24 protein-coding genes and 1 other annotated feature are annotated in these 23,276 nt (G+C 39.8%); of the genes, 16 read left to right on the top strand and 8 right to left on the bottom strand.

Going from position 1 to position 23,276, the window contains the following annotated elements:
* Positions 1 to 96 precede the first annotated feature (96 nt).
* Positions 97 to 405, bottom strand: coding sequence for a winged helix-turn-helix transcriptional regulator (locus tag PRK60_RS09000; protein ID WP_102167974.1), 309 nt, complete (start codon positions 403 to 405; stop codon positions 97 to 99).
* 113 nt (positions 406 to 518) lie between these two features.
* On the opposite strand from PRK60_RS09000, the gene PRK60_RS09005 reads away from it, so the two are divergent.
* Positions 519 to 1,121 carry a nitroreductase family protein gene (locus PRK60_RS09005; RefSeq protein WP_102167975.1) on the top strand — a complete coding sequence of 201 codons (603 nt, stop codon included), beginning with the start codon at positions 519 to 521 and terminating at the stop codon, positions 1,119 to 1,121.
* A 64-nt stretch (positions 1,122 to 1,185) separates the two neighbouring features.
* Positions 1,186 to 1,617: a winged helix-turn-helix transcriptional regulator gene (locus PRK60_RS09010; protein ID WP_102167976.1), complete on the top strand. Its 432-nt coding sequence runs from the start codon at positions 1,186 to 1,188 to the stop codon at positions 1,615 to 1,617.
* Between the two features lie 55 nt (positions 1,618 to 1,672).
* Here PRK60_RS09010 and PRK60_RS09015 read toward each other — a convergent pair whose 3' ends face one another.
* The 5 genes from PRK60_RS09015 to PRK60_RS09035 all read right to left on the bottom strand — a co-directional run bounded on the left by PRK60_RS09015 (position 1,673) and on the right by PRK60_RS09035 (position 6,217).
* Positions 1,673 to 2,371, bottom strand: coding sequence for a dihydrofolate reductase family protein (locus tag PRK60_RS09015; RefSeq protein WP_273646012.1), 699 nt, complete (start codon positions 2,369 to 2,371; stop codon positions 1,673 to 1,675).
* An 88-nt stretch (positions 2,372 to 2,459) separates the two neighbouring features.
* The gene (locus tag PRK60_RS09020; protein ID WP_273646013.1) at positions 2,460 to 2,984 is read right to left on the bottom strand and encodes a DUF3278 domain-containing protein; all 525 of its coding nucleotides are present in this window, start codon (positions 2,982 to 2,984) and stop codon (positions 2,460 to 2,462) included.
* Positions 2,981 to 3,175: a helix-turn-helix transcriptional regulator gene (locus PRK60_RS09025; RefSeq protein ID WP_102167979.1), complete on the bottom strand. Its 195-nt coding sequence runs from the start codon at positions 3,173 to 3,175 to the stop codon at positions 2,981 to 2,983. Before PRK60_RS09025 ends, PRK60_RS09020 begins: the two co-directional genes overlap by 4 nt.
* Positions 3,176 to 3,348: 173 nt before the next feature.
* Positions 3,349 to 4,491 (bottom strand): MFS transporter, encoded by a 1,143-nt coding sequence (locus PRK60_RS09030; RefSeq protein WP_273646449.1) that lies wholly within the window; start codon positions 4,489 to 4,491, stop codon positions 3,349 to 3,351.
* A gap of 403 nt (positions 4,492 to 4,894) precedes the next feature.
* The gene (locus tag PRK60_RS09035) at positions 4,895 to 6,217 is read right to left on the bottom strand and encodes a C1 family peptidase (protein WP_273646014.1); all 1,323 of its coding nucleotides are present in this window, start codon (positions 6,215 to 6,217) and stop codon (positions 4,895 to 4,897) included.
* Between the two features lie 160 nt (positions 6,218 to 6,377).
* Here PRK60_RS09035 and PRK60_RS09040 point away from each other — a divergent pair, with 160 nt between their 5' ends.
* From PRK60_RS09040 to asnS, 11 genes are all read left to right on the top strand, one after another.
* Entirely contained in the window at positions 6,378 to 7,058 is a 681-nt protein-coding gene (locus PRK60_RS09040; RefSeq protein WP_273646015.1) for an NAD(P)H-binding protein, read from the top strand.
* Between the two features lie 248 nt (positions 7,059 to 7,306).
* Positions 7,307 to 9,061, top strand: a complete 1,755-nt coding sequence (locus PRK60_RS09045) for a glycoside hydrolase family 2 protein (RefSeq protein ID WP_216972127.1) — start codon at positions 7,307 to 7,309, stop codon at positions 9,059 to 9,061.
* A gap of 9 nt (positions 9,062 to 9,070) precedes the next feature.
* The gene (locus tag PRK60_RS09050) at positions 9,071 to 10,426 is read left to right on the top strand and encodes an MFS transporter (protein WP_273646016.1); all 1,356 of its coding nucleotides are present in this window, start codon (positions 9,071 to 9,073) and stop codon (positions 10,424 to 10,426) included.
* A gap of 29 nt (positions 10,427 to 10,455) precedes the next feature.
* Positions 10,456 to 11,076 carry a sugar O-acetyltransferase gene (locus PRK60_RS09055; protein WP_102167984.1) on the top strand — a complete coding sequence of 207 codons (621 nt, stop codon included), beginning with the start codon at positions 10,456 to 10,458 and terminating at the stop codon, positions 11,074 to 11,076.
* A gap of 97 nt (positions 11,077 to 11,173) precedes the next feature.
* Entirely contained in the window at positions 11,174 to 12,355 is a 1,182-nt protein-coding gene (locus tag PRK60_RS09060) for a thiolase family protein (RefSeq protein WP_102167985.1), read from the top strand.
* 146 nt (positions 12,356 to 12,501) lie between these two features.
* Positions 12,502 to 13,002 carry a DUF2975 domain-containing protein gene (locus PRK60_RS09065; RefSeq protein WP_180959970.1) on the top strand — a complete coding sequence of 167 codons (501 nt, stop codon included), beginning with the start codon at positions 12,502 to 12,504 and terminating at the stop codon, positions 13,000 to 13,002.
* A gap of 14 nt (positions 13,003 to 13,016) precedes the next feature.
* The gene (locus tag PRK60_RS09070; RefSeq protein WP_102167987.1) at positions 13,017 to 13,220 is read left to right on the top strand and encodes a helix-turn-helix domain-containing protein; all 204 of its coding nucleotides are present in this window, start codon (positions 13,017 to 13,019) and stop codon (positions 13,218 to 13,220) included.
* 206 nt (positions 13,221 to 13,426) lie between these two features.
* Positions 13,427 to 14,800 carry a PTS transporter subunit IIC gene (locus PRK60_RS09075; protein ID WP_392391058.1) on the top strand — a complete coding sequence of 458 codons (1,374 nt, stop codon included), beginning with the start codon at positions 13,427 to 13,429 and terminating at the stop codon, positions 14,798 to 14,800.
* A gap of 6 nt (positions 14,801 to 14,806) precedes the next feature.
* Positions 14,807 to 15,313: a DUF1440 domain-containing protein gene (locus tag PRK60_RS09080; RefSeq protein WP_102167989.1), complete on the top strand. Its 507-nt coding sequence runs from the start codon at positions 14,807 to 14,809 to the stop codon at positions 15,311 to 15,313.
* Positions 15,314 to 15,382: 69 nt separating this feature from the next.
* Positions 15,383 to 15,638: a binding site (T-box leader), on the top strand.
* Positions 15,639 to 15,702: 64 nt separating this feature from the next.
* A complete protein-coding gene (asnA, locus tag PRK60_RS09085) occupies positions 15,703 to 16,713 on the top strand; it encodes an aspartate--ammonia ligase (RefSeq protein WP_102167990.1) in 1,011 nt (336 codons plus the stop codon).
* A gap of 29 nt (positions 16,714 to 16,742) precedes the next feature.
* On the top strand, positions 16,743 to 18,041 hold the full coding sequence (gene asnS / locus PRK60_RS09090; protein WP_273646018.1) for an asparagine--tRNA ligase: 1,299 nt from the start codon (positions 16,743 to 16,745) through the stop codon (positions 18,039 to 18,041).
* A 401-nt stretch (positions 18,042 to 18,442) separates the two neighbouring features.
* Here the strand turns inward: asnS and PRK60_RS09095 are convergent, their stop codons facing one another.
* Both PRK60_RS09095 and PRK60_RS09100 read right to left on the bottom strand, forming a co-directional pair.
* Positions 18,443 to 19,072 carry an EAL domain-containing protein gene (locus PRK60_RS09095; protein WP_244973962.1) on the bottom strand — a complete coding sequence of 210 codons (630 nt, stop codon included), beginning with the start codon at positions 19,070 to 19,072 and terminating at the stop codon, positions 18,443 to 18,445.
* A 99-nt stretch (positions 19,073 to 19,171) separates the two neighbouring features.
* On the bottom strand, positions 19,172 to 20,314 hold the full coding sequence (locus PRK60_RS09100) for a GGDEF domain-containing protein (protein ID WP_273646019.1): 1,143 nt from the start codon (positions 20,312 to 20,314) through the stop codon (positions 19,172 to 19,174).
* 258 nt (positions 20,315 to 20,572) lie between these two features.
* Here PRK60_RS09100 and PRK60_RS09105 point away from each other — a divergent pair, with 258 nt between their 5' ends.
* Genes PRK60_RS09105 through PRK60_RS09115 form a run of 3 tightly spaced genes read left to right on the top strand, consistent with a single transcriptional unit; the run spans position 20,573 to position 23,257 of the window.
* Positions 20,573 to 21,076 (top strand): ABC transporter permease, encoded by a 504-nt coding sequence (locus PRK60_RS09105; protein ID WP_102167993.1) that lies wholly within the window; start codon positions 20,573 to 20,575, stop codon positions 21,074 to 21,076.
* Positions 21,076 to 22,398, top strand: coding sequence for a glycosyltransferase family 2 protein (locus tag PRK60_RS09110; RefSeq protein ID WP_273646020.1), 1,323 nt, complete (start codon positions 21,076 to 21,078; stop codon positions 22,396 to 22,398). Before PRK60_RS09105 ends, PRK60_RS09110 begins: the two co-directional genes overlap by 1 nt.
* On the top strand, positions 22,391 to 23,257 hold the full coding sequence (locus tag PRK60_RS09115) for an NmrA family NAD(P)-binding protein (RefSeq protein ID WP_273646021.1): 867 nt from the start codon (positions 22,391 to 22,393) through the stop codon (positions 23,255 to 23,257). The genes PRK60_RS09110 and PRK60_RS09115 overlap by 8 nt, the downstream gene beginning before the upstream one ends.
* Positions 23,258 to 23,276 lie beyond the last annotated feature (19 nt).

Below are 23,276 nucleotides of genomic sequence, written 5' to 3' on the forward strand. Positions count from 1 at the left end.
TAAAAGTAAGCACTTTTGTGTAAGATAGTTACCCTCAAGTAACATTTACTTGGCAGTCAATCAAAGGCGGTATTTAAATTTTTTTACTAATCCAGACTAATTGATCCTTCCCCACTCTTGTAGCCCTTCAATTACTGGCTTAAGCTTTTTACCACGTTCCGTTAACGAATACTCTGTTTTAGGTGGAACTACCGGATAAAATGTTTTACTAATTAGGCCATCATGCTCCAGTTCTTTTAACTGTAACGCTAGCATCCGTCGTGAACACTCAGGGATTAGCTTCTGCAGTTCGTTAAATCGACATTGGGGATGTTCTAAGAGACGAAAAATAATTACACTTTTCCATTTCCCTGAAATTTGTTTTAAGGTGGTTTCGATCGGACAATCTTCAACTTGTTTAGTCATCACTTTATCCCTCCTTTAATAATTACTAGGTGAAATAAAATTCCCCTCTTGTGTCATCAATCAATTATACTTATTATTAGTAAGTAATCAAACAATGAACGGAGGAATTACTTATGGAATCAGCATTTAACCAATTAACTGCCCAACGGCGTTCAATCTACGCTCTCGGCGATCAGCTAACTAACTCCCCAGAGGAAATTTATGATCTAATTATAACGGCAATCAAAAATTCGCCAACCGCCTTTAACAGCCAAACTGTTCGGGCTGTCGTCCTATTTGGCAAGTCTTCAGATAAAGTTTGGGACATTGTCGAAGCAGCATTAAAGGAAGTTGTCAAGGATCCACAGGCATTCGCCAAAACCCAACAAAAGATTGCTAGTTTTCGGGCTGGCTTCGGGACCATTTTATTCTTAACCGAAACTGATACTGTTCATGAATTGGAGAAACAATTCCCAGCTTATGCAGACAACTTTGCCGACTGGGCAGAACAAGGAATCGGTGGCGCTCAGCAAGCCGTTTGGACTGCTCTTGCTGAACAACAGATCGGGGCTAGTCTTCAACACTACAACCCACTGATTGATGATGCAATTCACCAAGCATTCGACCTTCCTGATAGTTGGCAGCTTCGTGCTGAAATGCCATTCGGCTCAATCGAAGCATCCGCTGACAATAAGGATTTTCTCAATGATGGTGAGAAATTTAAATTAATCAAGTAATATAATTAATTCTCTCTTTAGCGGTTTCATAATATAATGAAATTACTGGAGGGAGGATTTTTTTATGGCTAAACAGGTAAAAATGTTTAATACGGGTGCTGATTATGCTCTTTCCCTAATTGGTGGCAAATGGAAGCCGGTTATCCTCTACCTACTTGCTGGTCATCCCCGACGCACTGGCGAATTAGTTAAGCAATTGGGAACATCACATAAAGTATTGAGTGACCAGCTTCGTGAACTTGGCGATGCCGGTATAGTCGCCCGAAAAAGCTATAATACCATCCCGCCCCACGTTGAATATCGACTAACTGATGAAGGGGAAAACCTTTATGCTGCTCTTCGATATTTAAATTACTGGGGTGAGCAACAAGTTAGTAATAAACAAGACGTTAAAATTATGTGTACAGACAAAATGAAGGAGCTTGGCGAAGATGGCCTGTGTGTAATTACCAAGCAACACCTCCATCACTGGAAGCAAGAAATTGTAAAAAAGTAATTAATAAAAGTAGCGGAAGTTCTGATAACTGAATCTTCCGCTATTTTACGTTCACCTAATCCCGGTCATAAATTAGGTGAATTCCACCATCACCTAGCTTTTTCGTTTGAGTAACATGGAAGCGCTGATTAACAAATTTTTCTAACGTGTCAAAGGTTCCCTTCTTCTTTGAATCACCTGAAATATACGGAGCGATTACTAATGAAATCTGATCCACTAATCCAGCTTTGAGAAAGGCCCCATTAATTAACGCACCGCCACCCAGAACCATTGTTTTAATATCAAAATATTTTTTCAGTTTAACCAATGATTCGGCAAAGTTGATCTCTCGTTCACCACAAACTAAGTACGGGATTTCCATTGATTGGAGAAAGGCAAGGTAGTTTTGGGAGGCTTGCTTAGTAATAACTTCAATCGCCCGGTTTTTCCTTCCGGCATACGGAAAGTAATTTTTCTCCCAGCCAGCTCTTCCACGACGATCGTAACTAACATCCCAAGTTGCTGATTTAATTTCGCTTGGTACCCAATCACGGTATTCTATCCGTTGACCATCATATTTACTTAGGTCCGGCTTCCCCTTAGCAGCATACATTACGATCGTATTGCTTCCATTGGCGTTCGCACTCCCTAACTTAAATAATTGATCATCATAGTAGTCACCGGAAATCTTATCGCCAGGAAGGCCATCCCAATCACCATCGATCTTTCCATCAATGGACATGTACATATGAATAATTACCTTTGCTCGTTCCATTTTCAGTCACTCCTTTAATGTTAGTTTACTCCTGTTGTAGATTGTTTAAAACGGCCAATGTTTCATATGAAACACTGACCGTTATTTATTATCCATTGAATTTTTTTAAGTTCTTCCAGGCAATTACCCCTGCCAGTACTCCAGCAAACAAACCAACAAGTATGGATACAATAATCACATTAACGATCAGTGCGTAACTCCATTTGACTGAATAATTCTGGTAAATAATTATTAAACCAATACATTCAATCAAGGAAAAAACAATTCCTGTAATAATACCACGTCTAATGGCTATTTTCCGCTTTTCCTTCAGTCCGCCCGAATCAACCTCATTTACTAACACTTTCTGCCGGATAGCAATAATGTAAAAGTACCAGGTAACAATAATAAATAAGGCGAATAAACTAATAATCGCGAACCAAAAGGCTATCCGGTAGGTAGTAACTAATGCCAAGAGAACCGCGATACATAGTAAAACTGGTGTAACTAAAGTTAAAATTAAATAAGCTGAATTACCAAGGTGATCTAGTTGCTTCTCTTGATATTCATCAATTGGGCCACTGATTCCGTATGAAAATTTAAGAAGACTATTACGTAGTTTTTCTTTTGTCATTTTGATTCCTCCCAAAAAAGTGAGTTTAGATCTGTTTTTAATGCAGTTGCTAACTTCCGACATAATTCCAGTGATGGGTTATACTTATCACTTTCAATTAAACTAATTGTTTGGCGCGCGACCCCGATCTCTTTTGCTAATTCAAATTGTGATAGTTGTTGCTGTTTCCTAAATTGACGAACTCGATTCAATAATTACTCACTCCTCCTAATTGTCACATATAAATGACATTTGTTGGTATTATCTTACTAAGGTCATTCCGCTTTGTCAACTATATATGACAAAAAATAGACTGGTGAGGAAATTATCTTTTTCTCACCAGTCATTACTAGCCTTTCAGCATTAAATAATTCAATTGTAGAAATTAATGATTACCGACCGCACTATTCAACTTTCGCCGATTGAAGAAGTAAATCAAAAGGATTAATGGTACGGTAATGAGCATTACTGGATAGAACCATTTTACCGGCATCGTACTATCAATAATCCCACCAAGAACTGGACCAAGCGTCATCCCAATATCTAGTCCTAAAAAGAAGGTCGAACTAGCTAATCCTCGTTCGTCATCTGGTGCGAGCATCATCGCGGTTGATTGACAAACCGAATAAATTAGACCGTAACCAAAGGCCATCCCCGCAGCTGCCAATGCCATTTCAATGTTAGTTTTCATGATCGTTAGCATAATTAAGTAGAAAACTGTTGCTACTGTACTAGTAACTAGCCAGGGACCAAAACGGACCGTATCAAATTGGTTTCTTAGAAAGAGCCGAATTGCTAGTAAAACCACTGCGTAAATCAAGAAGTACGAACCAACAGCAATCGGTAAATGACGTTGTTCAGTATAAGCAACAATGTCCGCTTGGGTTGCAAAGTACGGAATTGCAAATAATGCCGTTAATGCCGCAACTGGTAACGAATCACGTTGAATAATCTTAATATGAAATTTCTTTTTCTTTCCTGATTGTGGTTGAGGAACTGGTTTCGGTTTAGCCCGGTTACTAACAAACTGAACTGTAATTACCACCATTAGCGCTGATAAGGCCGAAATAACGATGGCATCCCGATACCCAATTATCCGGTAAAGGTTAATTGACACTGCTGGAGCAAAGGCCATTGCCAAAGCATTCATCAGGCCATAAAAACTCATTGCTTCACCAACATGGTTAAACGGAACCAGGTATGAAAGCCAGGTAGTCATACATACGGTACAAAGGACATACCCTAAACCATTAATCAATCGAAAGAACAACAGTAAACCACTATTAGTAGTAATTACATAGCCCATTACCCCAAGGAAACACAACGCGCCGCCAATGAATGATAGTGAATACTTCGAAAAGTGGTCGGTCAAGTTCCCCGCAATCGGTCTGAGGAACATTGCAGCAATACTCATCATCCCCACAATAATCCCGGCAAACGCACTTGAAGCCCCTAATTCTTGTGCGTAACCGTTAATTAATGGATTACAGTACATATTACTAAAAATGAAGAAAAACGATGCTGCCATTACCAGGACAACATCCTTTGTGAAGATCGATTCTTTTTTCTGCTTTACCACGATTTAACCAACTTCTTTCTCTCTAAACTCCTCTTATAGCAATAATCATACCGCAAACGACAGTTAATTTTTTAAAGAAAAATAAATCGCCAATGAGTTTCCTCATTAAGCGATTCATTCAGTAGCAAATTATCTTTTATTATTTTTAATGTACTAGAGCTAGTATTCTAAGGCAACAAAGCCTAAATCGGTTCGCCCTAATCTTCTTCGAGCTAAAGTTCCACTGCCACATAGTAGAAACGTGTTCGCCAGGGACCTGCTAGAGTTAGCAACCTCCTTCCTAGGCGCTAGTCGCCTTCGTCAGGAGAAATTGCTAATTTTCCGCAAGTCCTTTGCTGGCTCACACTCTACTTTACTGCAACGAATCCCAAGCAGTCAGGGTGACAGGTTTGCTGTCGGCGAGCTTCTTTAAGTCGTCGCTAAGGTATTTCTTGTTGATTACCGCTTCGTAAGTATACTCTTCAAACCAGTCTTGAGTCATTACAAAGTAGCCGTTATCACCGTTATCCTTGCCCCAACTGTTTTCGATCTTCCACCGGTTTGGTTCGCCATTTTGAAGGTTAAACCCAGTTAATGTCATGGCGTGAGATACCATTGCCTGCTTCGATTCAAGGCGATCCTCCTTATCCATTACGAAATCAACATCTAACAATTGAGCACGTTGGAACAACTTAGCGTCCATTAAACCACGCTTTCGGTCCATTTGTTGAAGGACATCGTTACCAACCCAAACGGTTTCACCTGCTTTTAATTGTTTCATTGCCGTTTCTTGAAGGTCCTTAAATGGAACATTCACGAATTTAATTGGGATTCCCCCAGCAACACTATCTTGAGTTGGCATTGCATAAACCTTGTTATATTCGTGATCAGGTGCGTTAGTGATTACAACATAATCATTTAGATTAGTGTCAAAGTATTCACGATAGAACTTCAGTGGCGTAAGACCAAGAACTTGGTGGAACTTCTTATCATCGTCACGGAATTCGAGATCGAACTTTGTCGGTGGTTCACCAAAGGAGTAGGCAGCAACCTTATAAACATCAGCCATCATCCGTTGTTGTGCTTCTGCTAATTCCTTTTCGTTTGCACCATCATTAACCATGTGCCGTAATTCTAATGCATCTTTCCGCATTAAGTAATTCATTACTTCAGCAACATCACTAGTATCACGAGTATTATGTGTATCAGGCATTACATATTCTGGAACAACCCCGTACTTCTCAATGATTGAGGCCGCATTAGCCCATTGACCACCATCATTCAAGGCAAAGCTCAAGTAAAAGTCAACAGTCCGGTCATGAAGGGGCTTCTTTGCGGTTTCAATAATCTTTTGGAAGTACATGTTTGCTCGTTCAATCCGGTCCCAGAAGAATAAGTAGTTTTGAGAAAGTTCAAAGTCCTTAAAATTGTACTTCTTAGCAAACTTATGCCGCATCGTATTCAGGGTCGCAAATGACCAGCATCGACCACTATGCCGTTGGTTACTTGGCTTCCCCGTTTTGATCTCATAAGAAAACGCTCTGTGAAGACGTTGGCTAGCAGTTGGGTCCTCACTAGCATTTTTGATCCCGTTCTTTTGAATCGCACGTGCAATTACTTCCGCATCTTTTCGCGTATGAAAAACTTTTTGATATTTTCTAACCATTTCTGTGGTTAAATGCTTTTCTTCTGTCACGATAATCCCTTCTTTTAATAATCTTTTCGGCGACTATTACTCTTTAATCATAACTCACTTTTTCGTTAACCGTCTATTAATTGCCCCAGAAGTGTTATCGCTTCCTTGAATTAAATCAAACCGTTAAAATTAAAATAGTAATACCAAAGGAGGAATTACCATGAGTAAAGTATTTATTGCTGGTGGTTCAGGGCGGGTCGCCACTGAACTAATTAAAGATCTTGTTAAAGATGGTAATAAAGTAGTTGCTGGTTCTCGTAACCCAGAAAAGATCATTAAGCTTGATGGTGTTTCCGCACTCAAGCTTGATCTCCACGCAGAAGTTGACGAGATTGCAAAGCTTATGGATGGGTGCGACGTAGTTTACTTCGTTGCTGGCTCCAGAGGAAAAGATCTTCTCCAGACAGACGCATTTGGTGCCGTCAAAACAATGATGGCTGCTGAACGAGACGGCATTGAACGTTACATCATGCTAAGTTCAATGTATGCTCTTCAACCGCGGATGTGGTCTAAGTACAAGGCCTTAGCTGCGATTACCGATTATAATATCGCCAAGTTCTTTGCGGACAACTACTTGATCCACAACACTAATTTAGCTTACACAATTGTCCAACCTGCTACCCTTACCGATGAGCCAGGAACAGGAATGGTCACACTGGGTGAAGGTGATGATACCACTAACCCAATCCCAGACGTCGCAAAGATTCTTGCTGATACGCTCAAATATAAGAATACGATCGGTCATATTATCATGATGCGCTCAGGAAAGACTCCAATTGAGGACGCCTTGAGTAACATCGGTGATCCTGTTGCTTACAATGATGCTGGCTTGGCTGACTAAGTTTCTAAAAAGTTGTTTTAAGATAACAAATTAAGGTCGGGGAAAAATTGTTTTCTCGGCCTTAATTTGTTATCAACCTTTTAGGGTTAACCATAATCTAATTGCGGCTAATAAATTCTCACCGTCCTCCAAAATTGGTATATCCACATTTGAACTAAAAATAACAAATTCTTTGACAGTAATAAATATAATTGGTATAGTTTTATCGTCAGCTGATATAAAATATTTAATAAATCGGAGTGATAGTTGTGTTAGATAAGATTAAGTACCCAAACCCTCAAATGATTAGGACTAGCTGGCTAGATCTTAACGGGGAATGGGCTTTTTTTATTGCTAAAAATGAAAGCGGTTACGATAAGTATCCCCATAATTTTCCATACCAGATTAAAGTTCCATATAGCTACACCTTCAAGAATGCTGAAGTTAATGAAGAGAAATATTACCCAGTAGTTTGGTATCAAAAAAAATTTGATTTAACAGTTAATAAAGGACGCCATTATCTTCTACACTTTGAGGCGGTAGATTACCAATGTCAAATTTGGCTAAATGGTCATTACATTGGTAGCCATACTGGAGGTCATACACCATTCGTCATTGATATTAGTAAGTGGTGCACTGCTTCAAACATACTAGAAGTTCGTGTTCAAGATTTCAACGCAACTGATCAACCAATTGGGAAGCAATCATGGAAGGACCACAATTTTCTTTGCTGGTACACCAGAACAATTGGAATCTGGCAAAGTGTTTGGCTTGAGGAAACGGGAGCTCAGTATTTAAACCAAGTTAAGATGATCCCTCACATTCACCTAGCACAATTAGAAATTGACGCACAGTTAAACATCCCCATAACTGCTACATTACAAGCAACTATTGAGTTTCAAGGACAACAAATTACATCAATTAACTGTTCAACAATTAATGGACGAGCTCACTTCGCTGTTAATATCAGTAACGATGATCCAAACTTCAGATTGCATTATTGGTCACCAAGCGAACCGCTGCTTTACGATATTACCTTTAAGGTTATCTATAACGGCTCTGTTACAGATAGTGTTTATTCTTATTTCGGGATGCGGCAAATTGAGACAAGAAATGGCTCTGTCTATCTAAACGATCAGCTTCTTTACCAGAAATTAGTTTTGAATCAAGGATATTACCCTGATTCTGGATTAACTGGTTCAATAGCGAATTACCAATCAGATCTCATTAAGCTCAAAGAAATGGGCTTTAATGGCAATCGAATTCATCAACACATTGAAAGTAATCGAATGCTCTACCTCTGCGATAAACTAGGTGTTTTGGCCTGGGCGGAATTCCCAAGTTCTTTTAATTTCTCACCAACCATGATGAACCACATTTTGGATGAACTACCTGATTTCATTTTTAAACATATTAATCATCCGAGCGTGATCACATACGTCCTCATGAATGAATCTTGGGGCGTCAATGAGATCGCTCATAACAATGAGGAGCAAGCCTTTACTAATAGTCTATATTATCTTACTAAGGGATTTGATAGTTCTCGGCTTGTGATCGCCAATGACGGGTGGGAACAGGTTAAAACAGACCTTTGCACAATCCACGACTATAACGGTGACCCCTCTTCCCTTGCAGCAAGTTACCAAGATCTTACTAAAGTATTTGCTGGCAGTCCGTCCCTCACCAGTGGGCGACAAACTTTCTGCGATTCTTATTCACGGCAAGACGTCCCATTTTTAATTAGTGAATACGGTGGGATTGCTTATGAAGAAAATATTCAACGACAATCATGGGGATATGGCAAACGAATCGAATCAAAGTCGGCAGTCATTGATAAGATCAAGCAACTCACTGAAGCGGTTATGAGTATTCCCAATTGTGCTGGTTTCTGCTATACCCAACTAACTGATGTTGAGCAGGAAGTCAATGGCCTCTTAGACCATAACCATCACTATAAGTTTGATCCGGAAGCTATCAGAAAAATAATGACTTCATCACATCATAATGGCTTTGAGTTTAATTAGGAGATTAAAATGGAAAAACAAATTAATCAGGAACACGTTTCTGTAGCAGAGTACCTCGCCTACTTTTCGTATGGCTTTGGTCAATGTTTTAGTTTTGGAATTATTGGTAGTTTTATTTTGATTTACTATACTGATATCGTTGGTATTTCGTCTGTAATTGCGAGTGTCATCTTCTTAATTGCACGACTTTGGGACGCGGTGTTCGATCCGATTGTTTCGGGGTGGATTGACGCCCATAAGTCTACTAAGGGAAAGTTTCGTAAATATATGCATTTTGCCCCCATCTTCGTAATTACTTCTACTATTCTTTGTTTCGTCAATCCGAACATTAGTCTAGGCGGCAAAATAATCTATGCCGCGGTAACATATATTCTTTGGGGAACCTGCTACGCTTTTTCCGACATCCCCTTCTGGTCGCTTTCAACCGTAATCTCTAAAAGCGGTCAGGCACGGACTAATCTGATTACTACCGCTAACCTAGGTGTTTTTGGCGGTATCGGAATGGTCAGTTTAGTATTGCCACTTATGCTCGCCTACTTCAAACAACATGGCTCGCCGCAGACTAGCTATCTTATTTCTGTCAGTATTTTAATGCTTTTTGGCTTTATCTTAATGGAACTTGGATATAGGTTCACGAAAGAACGTGTGGTTGCTAAAAAAGCTGAGAAACTATCAGCTCATGATATTTGGGACGCTGTAAAGGCAAATAAATACATGTTAATGATCTTAATTCTCTTTTTCCTCAAGGTTGCAATGGAAATGGTCAACAATATTATTATTTACTTCTTTACCTATAACCTGTTTAACGCTAAATTCATGAGTATTTACGGATTAATTGGAACCTTTAGTGCGTTAGGTTTCTTCTTCATTCCGTTACTAACTAAACATTTTAAAAAACTATACATTCTTCGGGTCCTGTTAATCACTGATGTAATTATTCGAATTATATTCTTTATGACTGGTTACAAACATGTCATCCTTGTATTTATTTTCCTTGCAATCACGCAAACTCTTTACTCAGCCACGGGTCCAATTATTTCTGCAATGCTAGCTGAAACAGTTGAATATAGCGAAGTCAAAACTGGTAAACGGTGTGAAGCAATCGTCTTTGGTGGCCAAACCTTTGCCAGCAAGGTAGCAATTGCCGTCGCTGGTGCTACAACGGGACTCGTTCTTTCGTTCATCGGTTACAATGCCAGTGCAGTTCAATCGCAAACTACTCTAACAGGCATTTTTGTCATCGTTTCAATCATCCCAGCGATCGCCTCACTGTTACGTCTTCTCGTTCTTGCTAAATACAACTATACCGAAACCGAGTTTCATAAGTGCCAAGTAATTCTTGAAAAGCGACAAGAAGAAGACTAGTTTGAATAATAAATACATTATCGGAGTTGATGAAAATGGATAACCGTAAATTAATGCATTCTGGGGATATCTATTCACCAGAAGATCCCACGATCCTTGCTGAACAAACCCAAGCGATGTTACCGATGTATGAATACAATCAAACCTTACCTACTGAAGGGAAGAAACGACAGGCATTGCTTAAAAAGATGTTTGCAGCCGTCGGCAAAGATTGTTATATTGAACCGCCCTTCCACGCAAATTGGGGTGGTCACCACATCAAACTTGGTAATCACGTCTATGCAAACTTTAATCTCACAATCGCTGATGATACTTATGTAACCATTGGCGACAATACGATGATTGGCCCAAACGTCACTATGTCGTCCGCTGCCCACCCGATCTTGCCTGAATTACGAAAGCATGGTTATCAATATAATCTCCCCATTAAAATTGGTAGTAATTGCTGGCTCGGTGCCGGAGTTATCATTCTTCCTGGAGTTACTATTGGTGATAATTCTGTTATCGGTGCCGGAGCAGTTGTTACTCGCAATATTCCGGCAAATGTTGTTGCAATGGGGATTCCAGCTAAGGTCTCTCGCCAAATCTCTGAACATGATCGTGAATTTTATTACCGTAATCGACGAATCAATTCTCAACTTTTAAAATAAGATTAATGATTCACAAAGTCAGCGCTAAAAGCTTGCGAGCGGGCTTTTTTCTCGCTAAACTAGTACAGCAATTTTATTTTGTGGGGAGAAATAATTGATGGAAAAAGTTTTTATTGTTGCCGCTCAACGGACACCAATTGGTAAATTCGGTGGTGCTCTTTCATCAAAGTCTGCAGTTGAATTAGGAGCAACTGTAATTAAGGATGCAGTGCACAAAGCCGGCATTTCTAGTAAGCAGGTCGATCAGGTATTAATGGGAAATGTTCTTCAGGCCGGTGCTGGTCAAAATCCCGCTCGTCAAGCTGCCATCGCTGCCGGACTAGATCAATCAACTCCTGCAATTACAATCAATGATGTTTGTGGTTCTGGATTATCTAGTATTATCCTCGGCGTTTCACTAATCCAATCCAAACAAGCTCAAGTGATTGTTGCTGGTGGAATGGAAAGCATGTCCCGAGCACCATATGTTCTTTTAAATGCCCGTCATGGTTATAAATTCGGGAATGGTGAATTAGTTGATACCATGCAAAATGATGCTCTCCAAGATGCTTGGGGTGGCTACGCAATGGGAATTACGGCCGAAAACGTTAATGAACGTTACCACATTGCCCGCTACCAACAAGATGAATTTGCTCTCCGGAGTCATCAAAAAGCTGTTCAGGCTCAACAAGATCACGCATTTGATGATGAAATCACACCGGTCAGCGTCACTGTTCACCATCAAGATACGGCAATCGATACTGATGAAGCACCACGGGCTAATACTTCTTTAGCCGCACTTCAGGGATTAAAGCCTGTTTTTAAAAAGGATGGTTCCGTTACAGCTGGAAACGCCTCTGGATTAAATGATGGGGCAGCTGCGATTATCCTCGCTAGTGAGTCAGCAGTAAAAAAATACCATCTCACTCCGCTTGCTGAATGGCAAGCTTCTACCACTGTTGGCCTTGATCCTGCAGTAATGGGACTTGGGCCATATTATGCTATCAGTAAGTTATTTGCCCAAAACGGCCTTGATAAAAATTCCATTGATCTTTTCGAACTAAATGAGGCGTTCGCTGGTCAGTCAATTGCTTGTGAACAATTATTAAAGCTAGATGATCATAAGGTTAATCCTCGTGGTGGCGCAATTGCTCTTGGTCATCCTGTTGGTTGTTCCGGAGCTCGAATTGTTGTCACTCTTATCCATGAAATGCAAGATTTGCAAAAGCAAACTGGAGTCGCTTCTCTCTGTGTTGGTGGCGGAATGGGAATCGCTGCTTTAGTAAGCCTACCTAATTAATATCTAAATACGGAGCCTGGAAAGGAATTTGCTTTTCCAGGCTTTTTTATGATCAATTTATTGTTATTCAACAATAAATTATTGCATTACAGTAATTTATTATCGTTTTATAATAAAACCACAGTTTAATGAAAGCGGTGTCAACAATGAAAAAGGTTAATAAGTTTCTTCTTGGAGCTATTCAAGCTTTGGTTGATTTGGGAATTATTTCAAACGGTCTATTAGGAATTGGTTTTCTAATTGTTGGTCTAATTTACATTTTCACTGACGCTATCTCTTTTAAACAGATTGGCAATAACTGGGGAATTGAATTTCTCCTCTACCTTGATATTTTGTTTTTTATGGCTATTTTTTTGTATGGCTGTCTTGCTTTACATAACATCCTCAACAACATTAATCTTCAGAAATACTTTGCCCCTGCAAATATGGTAGCTTTACGTAAATTAATGTTCTCGTTCCTTGCGCTTACTATCCTTGACGGAATTAACACAGTCATTAATCATTTTATTAACATAACAGCCCAGCTCGACTTTTTCCCTTGCGGTAATTATTACTCCTTCTTTACCTCACTAATTATTTGCTACCTCATCTACTTTATCTTTAAGCGTGGTTTGGCTTTGCAAAACGAAAATAATAGTATTATTTAGAGAGGTGGAAGTAGATGATTAAAGTTAATCTTGGGGTTGTTATGGAAAAACGAGGGATTTCCTCTAAGGAATTAGCAAAGGAGATTGGGATCACACCAGCTAATCTCTCAATCTTAAAAACAGGTAAGGCAAAGGGCATTCGCTTTGCAACCTTAAATAAACTCTGTCAAATTTTAAATTGTCAACCTGGAGATATTCTAAGCTATGATCAAAACTAATTAACAAGCGTCTAGGCAAACTCTTTTTCTCTTTCGTTGTACAATGAAAAAGGATGACCACTGGTAAACGTGTTTTGTAATTATCAAATTTACCCAGTAATCGTTCCTGCTATTATTTTTACGCTAAATAGAAAGAGGATGGCGTCTTGCTTTCATCTATAAATCATTTTTTTAATGCTTTCGGCGCTACTGTTGTTGTACCAATTATGATCTTTATCATTGCCCTTTTTCTTAAGGTTAAGTTAAAGACCGCATTAATGTCTGCGCTATATGCTGGGGTTGGTTTAACCGGGTTTTCTTGGATTATTAGTGAGTTCACCCCGGTTGTCACTAAAATTATTCATCAAATGGTCAATAATGTTGGGATCAAGCTTCCAGTGGTTGATATTGGCTGGCAAGCAGGTTCTTTGGCAAGTTTTAATTCTTCAGTCGGTTTGGCCTTTTTTGTATTCGGCCTGATTGCTGAATTTATTCTCTTTGCGTTCGGCATCACGAAGGTCTTTATGCCTTCTAACTTATGGAATAATTTTGGCTTTATGATTTGGGGAACACTTGCCTACTATACTACCCATAATTTTTGGTTATCAATGGGGCTATCGTTTTTTATGCTTCTTTACACTCTTGAACTAGCTGAAATTCAAGCTGATCGTTGGTCATCTTACTATCAAATTAAGAACACAACTGTTTGTGCTGCCCAAAATATCGTCCAAACAGTTCCGACAATCTTACTAGATCCATTATGGAATATGCTTGGTTTCAATAAAGTTCACTTGACTCCCAAAACATTTCAACGAAAATTCGGTGTCTTTGGTCAGCCAACCACTCTTGGGGCAATTCTTGGTCTGTTGATCGGGATTCTCGGTAACCTTAATCGGCTTACTAGCTATCATGCCTGGGGACAGATTTTCCAATTTGCCGTTCAGTTAGCGGCTGTAATGACTATCTTTCCGTTGGTTACAGATGTCTTTGCTAAAGCGTTTAAACCACTCGCTAATAGCATTGACCAGCAACGAAGAGCTGCTGATAAGCAATCAATTACTGATCCAATTAACGACCGAAAGCGCTGGTTCCTCGCTGTCGATGACGGAGTTGGTTATGGTGAATCAGCAACAATTATTTCAGGAATTATTTTAATCCCAATTATGGTCGTAATTGCCTTTATTTTACCTGGTAACCGTACTTTACCAGTGGTCGATCTAATCGCACTTCCCTTTATGGTGGAGTCAATTGTTGCCATCACAAACGGAAATATCCTTAAAGTGATCGCTAACGGAATTGTCTGGTTCAGCATTGGTTTATACTGCTCTAGTTGGTTAGCTCAGATCTATACTGGAGCTATTTCACATTATGGAGCTGCTATTCCTGCTGGGATTGTTCTTGTAACAAGTTTCAACCTAATGGCGCGACCGCTTAATGCATTAGTTTTTGCCGCTTTTATTTCACAAGATCCAATTTGGATTGGTTTATGTATTTTGGTTTACCTATTACTACTATACTGCCTTCGCCGCTACCGACCACAAATTTGGCATTATCTTAAACGAATGGCAGATAAGAATACCGTTAAGCCATCAAAGGAGTGATTTAGAATGTCAAAATTAAATTTAAAGAATACTCTGATCGCCGGAACAGCTGCGGGAGTAATCTCTGGCCTTGTTAAACTCGGTTGGGAAAATATCCTTCCACCAAGAACTCCAGAACGGGACAAGGTTAATCCACCGCAAACCCTGCTTCAACAACTCGGGGTTCCCGCTAAACTTACCCAAGCTACCTATACGTATTCTGGTCAGCAACTTCCTTGGGTATCATACCTAGTTCACTTTGGCTTCTCGATTTCATTCGCGACTGCTTATGCTGCTTTACTAGAAAAGAAAGTTAAATTCTTGACTCTCGGTGAAGGGATTCCGTTTGGGATCGCCGTTTGGGTTGCCTTTCACTTAGTAATTATGCCTGCAATGAAAACAGTCCCTAGTGCCAAGGACCAACCTTTTGAGGAACACCTTTCCGAGAGTCTTGGCCATGCAATCTGGATGTGGACTAACCATGAAATTGCTGACGAAGTATTGAGACAGTTAAAGAACCGCACAAAATTTTAACTACTAAGAAAAAATTTTTAAAAGTAGTTGCAATTTATAAAAATTCGGTTAAAATACAATTAAAGATTTACAAAAGCGATGAGAAAGACGAGTAAATAATTTCCAGTCTAACAGTGAGTCGGTGATAGTGGGAGACCGATAGCACCTGAATTATTGAAAAACCCTTTTTCCATGCTACTAACCCAAATAACCTCGTTTAAAGTAGGCTTAGTCGTCACCGGTACGTTATCTCGCCGGGAGAGTATTCTTGTACTCGATAAGATGGTCTAATAACATTTTAGACAATTTGGGTGGTACCGCGGAACAAAAGTCTTTCGTCCCTTAGATGTTGGGGATGAAGGGCTTTTTTATTTATCCTCGATTCTAAGCATATTAAGGAGTTGCTAATTATGAGTTTAATTATTCCAAAGGACTACGATCCAAAATTGTCTATTCGTGATACGGAAGCCGCCATCCGGTTCATTCGGGAAAACTTCCAGGATGAATTTGGTCAAGAGCTACACTTACAACGGATGTCGGCGCCAATGTTTGTTGATAAGAGTACCGGGTTGAACGATAACCTTAACGGAATTGAGAAGCCAGTTTCCTTCGATATGAAGGGGATGCCTGGAGAGACCATCGAAATCGTTCACTCCCTTGCTAAGTGGAAACGAATGGCACTTAAGAAGTATGGCTTTGGCCTTCACGAAGGTCTCTACACCAACATGAACGCCATTCGGAAGGATGAAGACTTAGATAACTTCCACTCCATTTACGTTGATCAATGGGACTGGGAAAAGATTATTACGAAAGAAGAACGGACTGAACAAACCTTGAAGGCAACTGTTCGCCAAATCTTCAAGGTTATTAAGCGGATTGAAAAAGAATTGTGGTATCTCTACCCAGATGCTGTTTACCAATTACCAGATGACATTCACTTTGTTACCACCCAAGAGCTTGAAGACCGGTGGCCAGATCTTACTCCAATGGAACGGGAAGATAAGATTGCTAAGGAAATGGGTGCTGTCTTCGTAATGAAGATTGGGGACAAGTTGAAGCGTTCTGGTAAGCCTCATGATGGCCGGGCACCCGACTATGATGACTGGAGCCTTAACGGTGACATTATTTTCTGGTACAAGCCTCTCCAAAAGAAGCTTGAAATTTCTAGCATGGGGATCCGGGTTAGTCCAGAATCAATGAAGTACCAACTCGAACAAGCTGGTGCTACCGATCGGGAAAAATTACCATTCCATAAGATGTTGCTCAATGGCGAATTACCATATACAATTGGTGGAGGAATTGGTCAATCTCGGCTCTGTATGCTCTTACTTGGTAAGGCTCATGTTGGTGAAGTTCAAGCCAGCATCTGGCCAGAAGACATGCTCAAGAAGTGTGAAGCTGCTCATATTCAAATTCTATAAAATACAATTGATTAAGGGAGAGTATTAAAGTGGAAACAATTACAATTAGTCAAGCCCCAGAACACGTTGGGGAAACTGTTAAGATTGGCGTTTGGTTAACTGATAAGCGGTCTAGTGGGAAGATCGCTTTCTTACAATTACGTGACGGAACCGGCTTTTTCCAAGGAATTATCCGGAAAAATGATGTTGATGAAGCCAAGTTTGATTCTGCCAAGCATGATCTTCACCAAGAAACCAGTTTTTGGGTAACTGGTAAAATCGCTGAAGACAAGCGTTCTAAGTTCGGTTACGAAATCCACATCAAGGACTTCGAAATCGTTAGTAAAAGCGAAGATTACCCAATCGGTAACAAGGAACACGGGATTGAATTCTTACTTGATCACCGTCATTTATGGCTCCGTTCACGTAAGCCTTGGGCATTAATGCGGATCCGGAGTCGGGTTAAGTTGGCAACGATGGAATTCTTCGATAAACATGGCTTTACCCAATTCGATGCCCCAATCCTTACCTCATCAGCCCCTGAAGGAACAACTGAATTATTCGATGTTAAGTACTTCGACACTGATGCCTACCTATCACAATCAGGTCAATTATATGGTGAAGCTGGAGCAATGGCTCTCGGCAAGATTTACACGATGGGCCCAACATTCCGGGCTGAAAAGTCAAAGACCCGTCGTCACATGACTGAATTCTGGATGATTGAACCAGAAATGGCTTGGATGCACCAAGATGAAAGTCTCAAGATTCAAGAACAATACATTGCTTACCTTGTTCAAGATTTGATTGATCACTGTGCACAAGAATTAGAAATGGTTGGTCGTTCAGTTGAAAGCCTGAAGCCATTTACTGAATTACCTTACCCACGAATCACTTACAAGAAGGCAATCGAAATGCTTCAAGAAGGTGGCTTCGATTCTAAGTACGGTGACGACTTTGGTTCACCTGAAGAAACATACTTAGCCGACCAATTTAACAAGCCGGTCTTCATCATGAATTACCCACGAGCAATTAAGGCTTTCTACATGCCAACTGATCCCGAAGATGACCGTCAAGTTATCTGTGCTGACTTACTTGCACCAGAAGGATACGGTGAAATTATTGGTGGTTCAGAACGTTCATACGACTACGAATACATTACTAATAAGCTTGAAGAAAACGGCTTAAGCAAAGAAGACTACGGTTGGTATGATGATTTACGGAAGTTCGGTTCAGTTCCTCACTCTGGATTCGGAATGGGCCTTGAACGCTTCCTCTCTTGGATTACTCTCCAAGAACATATCCGGGAAAACATTCCATTCCCACGGATGATCAACCGCTTGCGTCCATAATAATTAGAGTGCCTTCGTCCCAAAGAGTTTCCGGAAAGCTAGCAATTTCTCCTGACGAAGGCGACTTGCGCCTAGGAAGGAGGTTGCTAGCTCTAGGAAACTCGGGCGAAGCACGTTTCAATTAGAGTGTGAGCCGTGACGAATTAGCAACTGAGCACTAGAAAATCCCGGACGATGATTGTTTACAATCAAGGACGGGATAGCTAGGCGGAAGTTGCGGTCACGGCGAACACGTTTTGGCTCTGTTGCAGTAGAAATAGTTTCAGAGCATAAACCTTGCTATTAAGTTAAAAGTTCCGAGTTACGGTGATCAACCATAATTCGGGACTTTTCTTTATTAAATATCAAAAAGCATCAGAAACCGACTTGCTAGTCGAGCTCTGATGCTTTTTCGGACTACATTAAATTTCTGCTGAACCTTTACCCCAGTAAAAGCCTTGTTGGAGAACAGTCGGATTACCGGCGAAAGTTTCAGCAAGCTGGCGATCAGCAATCCCCTCAATTACAAAATCAAGGTGATGGCGGGTAGCGAAGGTTAACCAGGCATTAACAAAATCACGTGTTGTTTCATGATCTTCATTCTTGAAAACTAATAGTGATAATTTAATTCGTTGAATTGCTTTTAACTGACGAACGATAAATGCATAACTATTACTTCCTGCACAAACATCGTCAATTGCTAATTCAAACCCCATCTTCTTTAAACGAATAATCTTTTCATCAAGGTAATCAAGACTGTGAATTGTCTCTCGCCTTTCCGTAATCTCAATTGCTACTTGAGAGCCGTATTGCTCATGAACCTCTTCCAGAAATTGCCAAACACTATCGAATTCCATTTGGCATGGTTCTAAATTAATATAAATTTTGCATTCGGAATGTGAGGTCAAGGCCGTGGCGAGAGACTTCCTACTAATAGCGATCCACTGTTCGTTTCCTTCTGGGGTGGTAAGACTATTTAAAAAATCCATTCCCGGAAATGCTCCTGATGAGTCCCGCATTAACATTTCGTACGTATTAACTTTAGCGTTCATCTCGTGGTCAACTTGAAAAATCGGCTGAAAGATATTATGTAATTTCTCACTACTAGTTATAATTTTTATCACTCATTCACTTTACTTTTTGTTGTCTTATCAATTTATTGCGACGTTCTCTTCTGGCATACCATGGTGATCGGTCACGATCCAGCCACGCCCATTATTCTTTACACTATACAACATTTTATCAGCGCGCTTCAAGGTCAAATCGAGCAATTCACCATTCAAATGATTAGTTAAACTGCAAGAAAAGCTGATTGTAATTTTGACTCCTTCTTTAGTAACGATGGGTCGCTCACTGAATTGCTTTTCAATTGTTTGAAGGAGGGTATAAACTTCCTCAATCGAATGGTTAGAAACAACGATTGTAAATTCTTTGCCGCCAAAACGGTAGACATACCCATGTTCAGGAAAAGCTTCATGAATCTCTTTACGAAATATCGTTGAAAAGTAGTTAAGGACCTCATTCCCTACAAAGTGACCATAAGTATCGTTAATCCGCTTAAAATGGTCAATATCAAGTCCCCCAATTACAATACTGTGGATACCTTGATTCTCAGTCAATGCACTAATCTCTTGACTAAGAGCCCGATAATTAAGTAATCCGGTAAGGTCATCTCGTTCACTTTCCCTTTGTAGAAGTCTGATCTTTTCTTCATTTCTAATTTCGCTTTCATACCGACGACTTTCAAAAATTAAAATTATCAAGAGACCAAGCGTTGCCGCGGCAACATTAACAACGGTAAAATTATTATCAATTCCTAATGAGATGATTTCAACCAAGCTTAAACTTAAAATTGCTAAGGGATAGCGAATTCGGATTGAGATTCTTTTCCATTCTACTAACGCCCCACAAATTAACAGAAAGATTGCTGACTCACCAAGCCAAACCCACCAAGTATTTATTGATTCAATTCCCATAAGAACTTCACCCGTATTCGCGAATAGTGGCGTAATCGTTAATAGTCCCCACCAAAGCTTATTTTTATCATTACGGAAGACCATTGTGACTGAAACAACCTGCATAAAGGCAACTTCATTAATATTAATTAGGGATAGCTGTAATAAACAGAACTCCTGAATAAAATATGTAATCATAATCGCTGCAACTAACCCGCAATTTGCTAGTTTATTTCCTTGAAACGATTCCCAATACCGTTCAAAGTAAATTTGACTAATAATCATACAGATAACAATTATTGGCAAATAAATAACTGCGCTAAAAAGTTGGATCGCCAAATTAACTTCACCTTTTCATTGTAATTTTTGATAACTTTCAAATTTTACTGCTCCTGGCTAATTTAATCTAGGAAAATCTCGGGAATAAATTCATATTCTCCTTTAATCTTTGTGAAATAATCGACTATCTATCAACGTTTATCTTATTAGCCATTTTATGGTAATTTTGTGATATAATTTTTTGCGGAAAATTTCTATTCATTTAACTAGGGGAAACGGTAATGATTATCATGGGGATTTCATTACCAATTTAATTTTATGAATACTAGCACACGTAATAATTATCGGGACCATTTCTTTGAACATGGTCACTGGGGAATTAAAATTCGCCAAATACTGATCGCACTAGCTTGTTGGTTAATTCTATTCACACCAATTGTCATTACAAGCGCCACCTATTTAGCCTACCTGACTCACGGACGACACGGTCATTTCTTTTGGCATTACGCTGAAGGATTTCAAGAATTAAACTTCTTGATAATCTTTTTAACCTTTGCTTTAGGAATGATCGCCGTTTTTTGTCTAGCAATGGGATATATCCAGTTCCAACGATCGCGAGGGTTAGTCGATAAATGGCCATTATTTGACATCACTAAACATCAATGGGAACGACAAACGGCAGAAAAGTTTATGACCGCTCGTTTTGGTGCCGAAAAGCAACGTCAACATTTACGGAACTACACTGTAAAACCTGAACAAAACCTTGCCAAGAACCAGTTAAAGGAAGTTATCACCAATAAAAATATGGAGGCCGACAACTAATGGTTTCTAATATTTTTGACGCTGCTTTGAATCCAGCTACACCTTGGGAAAGCTTTCTCTTTGTTATCACCCTGATTCTTTGTCTCTACCCAATTTTGGGCGCAATGTTCTGGTTTTTCGGTGCGGTATCGTACATGCTTTTTCGTCATCATGAGGAACTTCTTCCTAATACGAAATTAGAAAACGAACCATTCATTACGATCATGATTCCGGCCCACAACGAAGAAGTTGTCATCCAAAGTACCCTTGAATATCTCTTAACTAAGCTGCATTACCATAACTATGAAATTTTAGTAATGGATGATGGAAGTACCGATCGCACTCCAGAGATATTACACCAAATGCAAAAGTCATTTCCCCAGCTCCGGGTAATTCGGATCGAAGAAAATCAAGGCAAAGCCCATGCCTTTAATATTGGCATCTTTTTTGCTAAAGGGGAATATATTCTTAGCAATGATGCTGATACGATTCCAGAACCAGATGCACTAATTAAGTATATGCAATACTTTACTAGTCCAAATGGCGTTAACTATGCTGCAATTACGGCTAATATGGATGTTTATAACCGATCAACGCTGTGGGGAAAGTCACAAACCGTTGAATTTTCTAGTATTGTTGGAATTATCAAACGTAGCCAAACTGCCGTAAATAACACAATGTATGCTTATAGCGGAGCGAATACAATGTATCGACGAAACTTTTTAATTAATGTCGGCGGTTTTCGCCAGGATCGGGCAACAGAAGATATCAGCATTGCCTGGGATCATACCTTCATGAATGTTGTTCCCAAGTTTGCGCCTGACATCGTCTTTCACATGAACGTTCCGGAATCATTCCATGATCTTTACCGTCAACGAACTCGGTGGGCCCAAGGTGGAACCGAGGTCTGGTTAACCAATTTTACCAAGATCATCACTCATCCTTGGCGCTTTCGCTTTGTTATTCCAATGTTAGTTGACACGACCCTTTCAATCGTCTGGTCATTTTTCTTTTGGATTACAAGCTTAATTTTTGTTAGTTTAATGACGTCATTTTTCCTTACAGGTAATTATGAGCGGGTCTGGCACGGAATTGTAATGAGCATGATCTTTGTTAGTTTCCAGTTAATCGCTGGCCTTTTCCAAGTTTTAGCCGCGTTAATTCTTGATTTTAACGGGACCAAACTACGCTACTTTACTTTCTCGCCCCTTTACCTCCTCTTTACATGGCTCGTCAATCCCTTAACAATCGTTACCACCTTTGTTAAAGCAGTTAAGACGGTATTGGGCCACGGAAGCGGTAAATGGGTTAGTCCAAAACGAAAGGTTAGTTCTGATGAATGATTTAATTACCGGTGCTACTGGTCATCTCGGTCGTCTTGTTGTCCAAGAACTTAGTAAGCAAGTCCCTATCAACAATATTCGCTTAGGTGTCCACACTCCCGCCAAAGCTACTGGTTTCAAAAAGGCTGGATATGAACTTGCAACAATCGACTATCAGAACACCGCAACAATGAACCAAGCATTTCAGAACATTGATGTTTTAATCTATATCCCTAGTCTTACATACAAGGTTCAAACACGAATTAATGAATTTGAAAACACCCTTACGGCGGTAAAAGAAGCTGGAGTATCAACGATTATAGACGTTAGTTTCATTGCCGACCAAGCGAATAACCCATTTCAGATGGCCGGTTACTATGCCTACCTTCCAGCCCGCTTAGCTAGTACCGGACTCCAGTATGCGGTTATCAAGAATTCTCTCTATGCTGATCCACTAATTCCCTATCTTCCTGAACTCATCAAACGTCAGAATATTATTTACCCAATTGGTGATCAAGCAATGAGCTTTATCAGTCGTCAAGATAGTGCTGAAGCAATTGCAAACGTTGCTGTAAAACCATATCTCTATAATCATGGACAAAATTACCTTTTAGCAATGAAACAAAATTACAATATGGTTGAACTAAGTCAGATTATGACTACCGTAACTGGTAACACAATTGGTTACAACCCAGTATCAATTAGCGAATTTGCCGATATTTACAGGTCTGAAGGCGATGGTGATGAACTAGCTTCCATGTATAAAGCAGCCGCAATGGGATTAATGAATGATGTTACTAATGATTTTCAACATATTACGGGACATGATCCCCAAAATATGAAAGACTTTTTAATAAGTAATTATCAACCGACTCATTAAAAAAAACAAAGTCTATGGG

Source organism: Limosilactobacillus portuensis, assembly GCF_028607025.1.
Taxonomy (GTDB): Bacteria; Bacillota; Bacilli; order Lactobacillales; family Lactobacillaceae; genus Limosilactobacillus; species Limosilactobacillus portuensis.

Coding starts and splice junctions, on each gene's coding strand:
- PRK60_RS09050 (WP_273646016.1), top strand. CDS start 9,071: ATGGAAAAACAAATTAATCAGGAACACGTTTCTGTAGCAGAGTACCTC.
- PRK60_RS09000 (WP_102167974.1), bottom strand. CDS start 405: ATGACTAAACAAGTTGAAGATTGTCCGATCGAAACCACCTTAAAACAA.
- PRK60_RS09010 (WP_102167976.1), top strand. CDS start 1,186: ATGGCTAAACAGGTAAAAATGTTTAATACGGGTGCTGATTATGCTCTT.
- PRK60_RS09005 (WP_102167975.1), top strand. CDS start 519: ATGGAATCAGCATTTAACCAATTAACTGCCCAACGGCGTTCAATCTAC.
- PRK60_RS09080 (WP_102167989.1), top strand. CDS start 14,807: ATGTCAAAATTAAATTTAAAGAATACTCTGATCGCCGGAACAGCTGCG.
- PRK60_RS09040 (WP_273646015.1), top strand. CDS start 6,378: ATGAGTAAAGTATTTATTGCTGGTGGTTCAGGGCGGGTCGCCACTGAA.
- asnA (WP_102167990.1), top strand. CDS start 15,703: ATGAGTTTAATTATTCCAAAGGACTACGATCCAAAATTGTCTATTCGT.
- PRK60_RS09015 (WP_273646012.1), bottom strand. CDS start 2,371: ATGGAACGAGCAAAGGTAATTATTCATATGTACATGTCCATTGATGGA.
- PRK60_RS09105 (WP_102167993.1), top strand. CDS start 20,573: ATGAATACTAGCACACGTAATAATTATCGGGACCATTTCTTTGAACAT.
- PRK60_RS09055 (WP_102167984.1), top strand. CDS start 10,456: ATGAAAATGGATAACCGTAAATTAATGCATTCTGGGGATATCTATTCA.
- PRK60_RS09020 (WP_273646013.1), bottom strand. CDS start 2,984: ATGACAAAAGAAAAACTACGTAATAGTCTTCTTAAATTTTCATACGGA.
- PRK60_RS09065 (WP_180959970.1), top strand. CDS start 12,502: ATGAAAAAGGTTAATAAGTTTCTTCTTGGAGCTATTCAAGCTTTGGTT.
- PRK60_RS09070 (WP_102167987.1), top strand. CDS start 13,017: ATGATTAAAGTTAATCTTGGGGTTGTTATGGAAAAACGAGGGATTTCC.
- PRK60_RS09110 (WP_273646020.1), top strand. CDS start 21,076: ATGGTTTCTAATATTTTTGACGCTGCTTTGAATCCAGCTACACCTTGG.
- PRK60_RS09060 (WP_102167985.1), top strand. CDS start 11,174: ATGGAAAAAGTTTTTATTGTTGCCGCTCAACGGACACCAATTGGTAAA.
- PRK60_RS09030 (WP_273646449.1), bottom strand. CDS start 4,491: ATGGCAGCATCGTTTTTCTTCATTTTTAGTAATATGTACTGTAATCCA.
- PRK60_RS09115 (WP_273646021.1), top strand. CDS start 22,391: ATGAATGATTTAATTACCGGTGCTACTGGTCATCTCGGTCGTCTTGTT.
- PRK60_RS09095 (WP_244973962.1), bottom strand. CDS start 19,072: ATGAACGCTAAAGTTAATACGTACGAAATGTTAATGCGGGACTCATCA.
- PRK60_RS09075 (WP_392391058.1), top strand. CDS start 13,427: ATGATCTTTATCATTGCCCTTTTTCTTAAGGTTAAGTTAAAGACCGCA.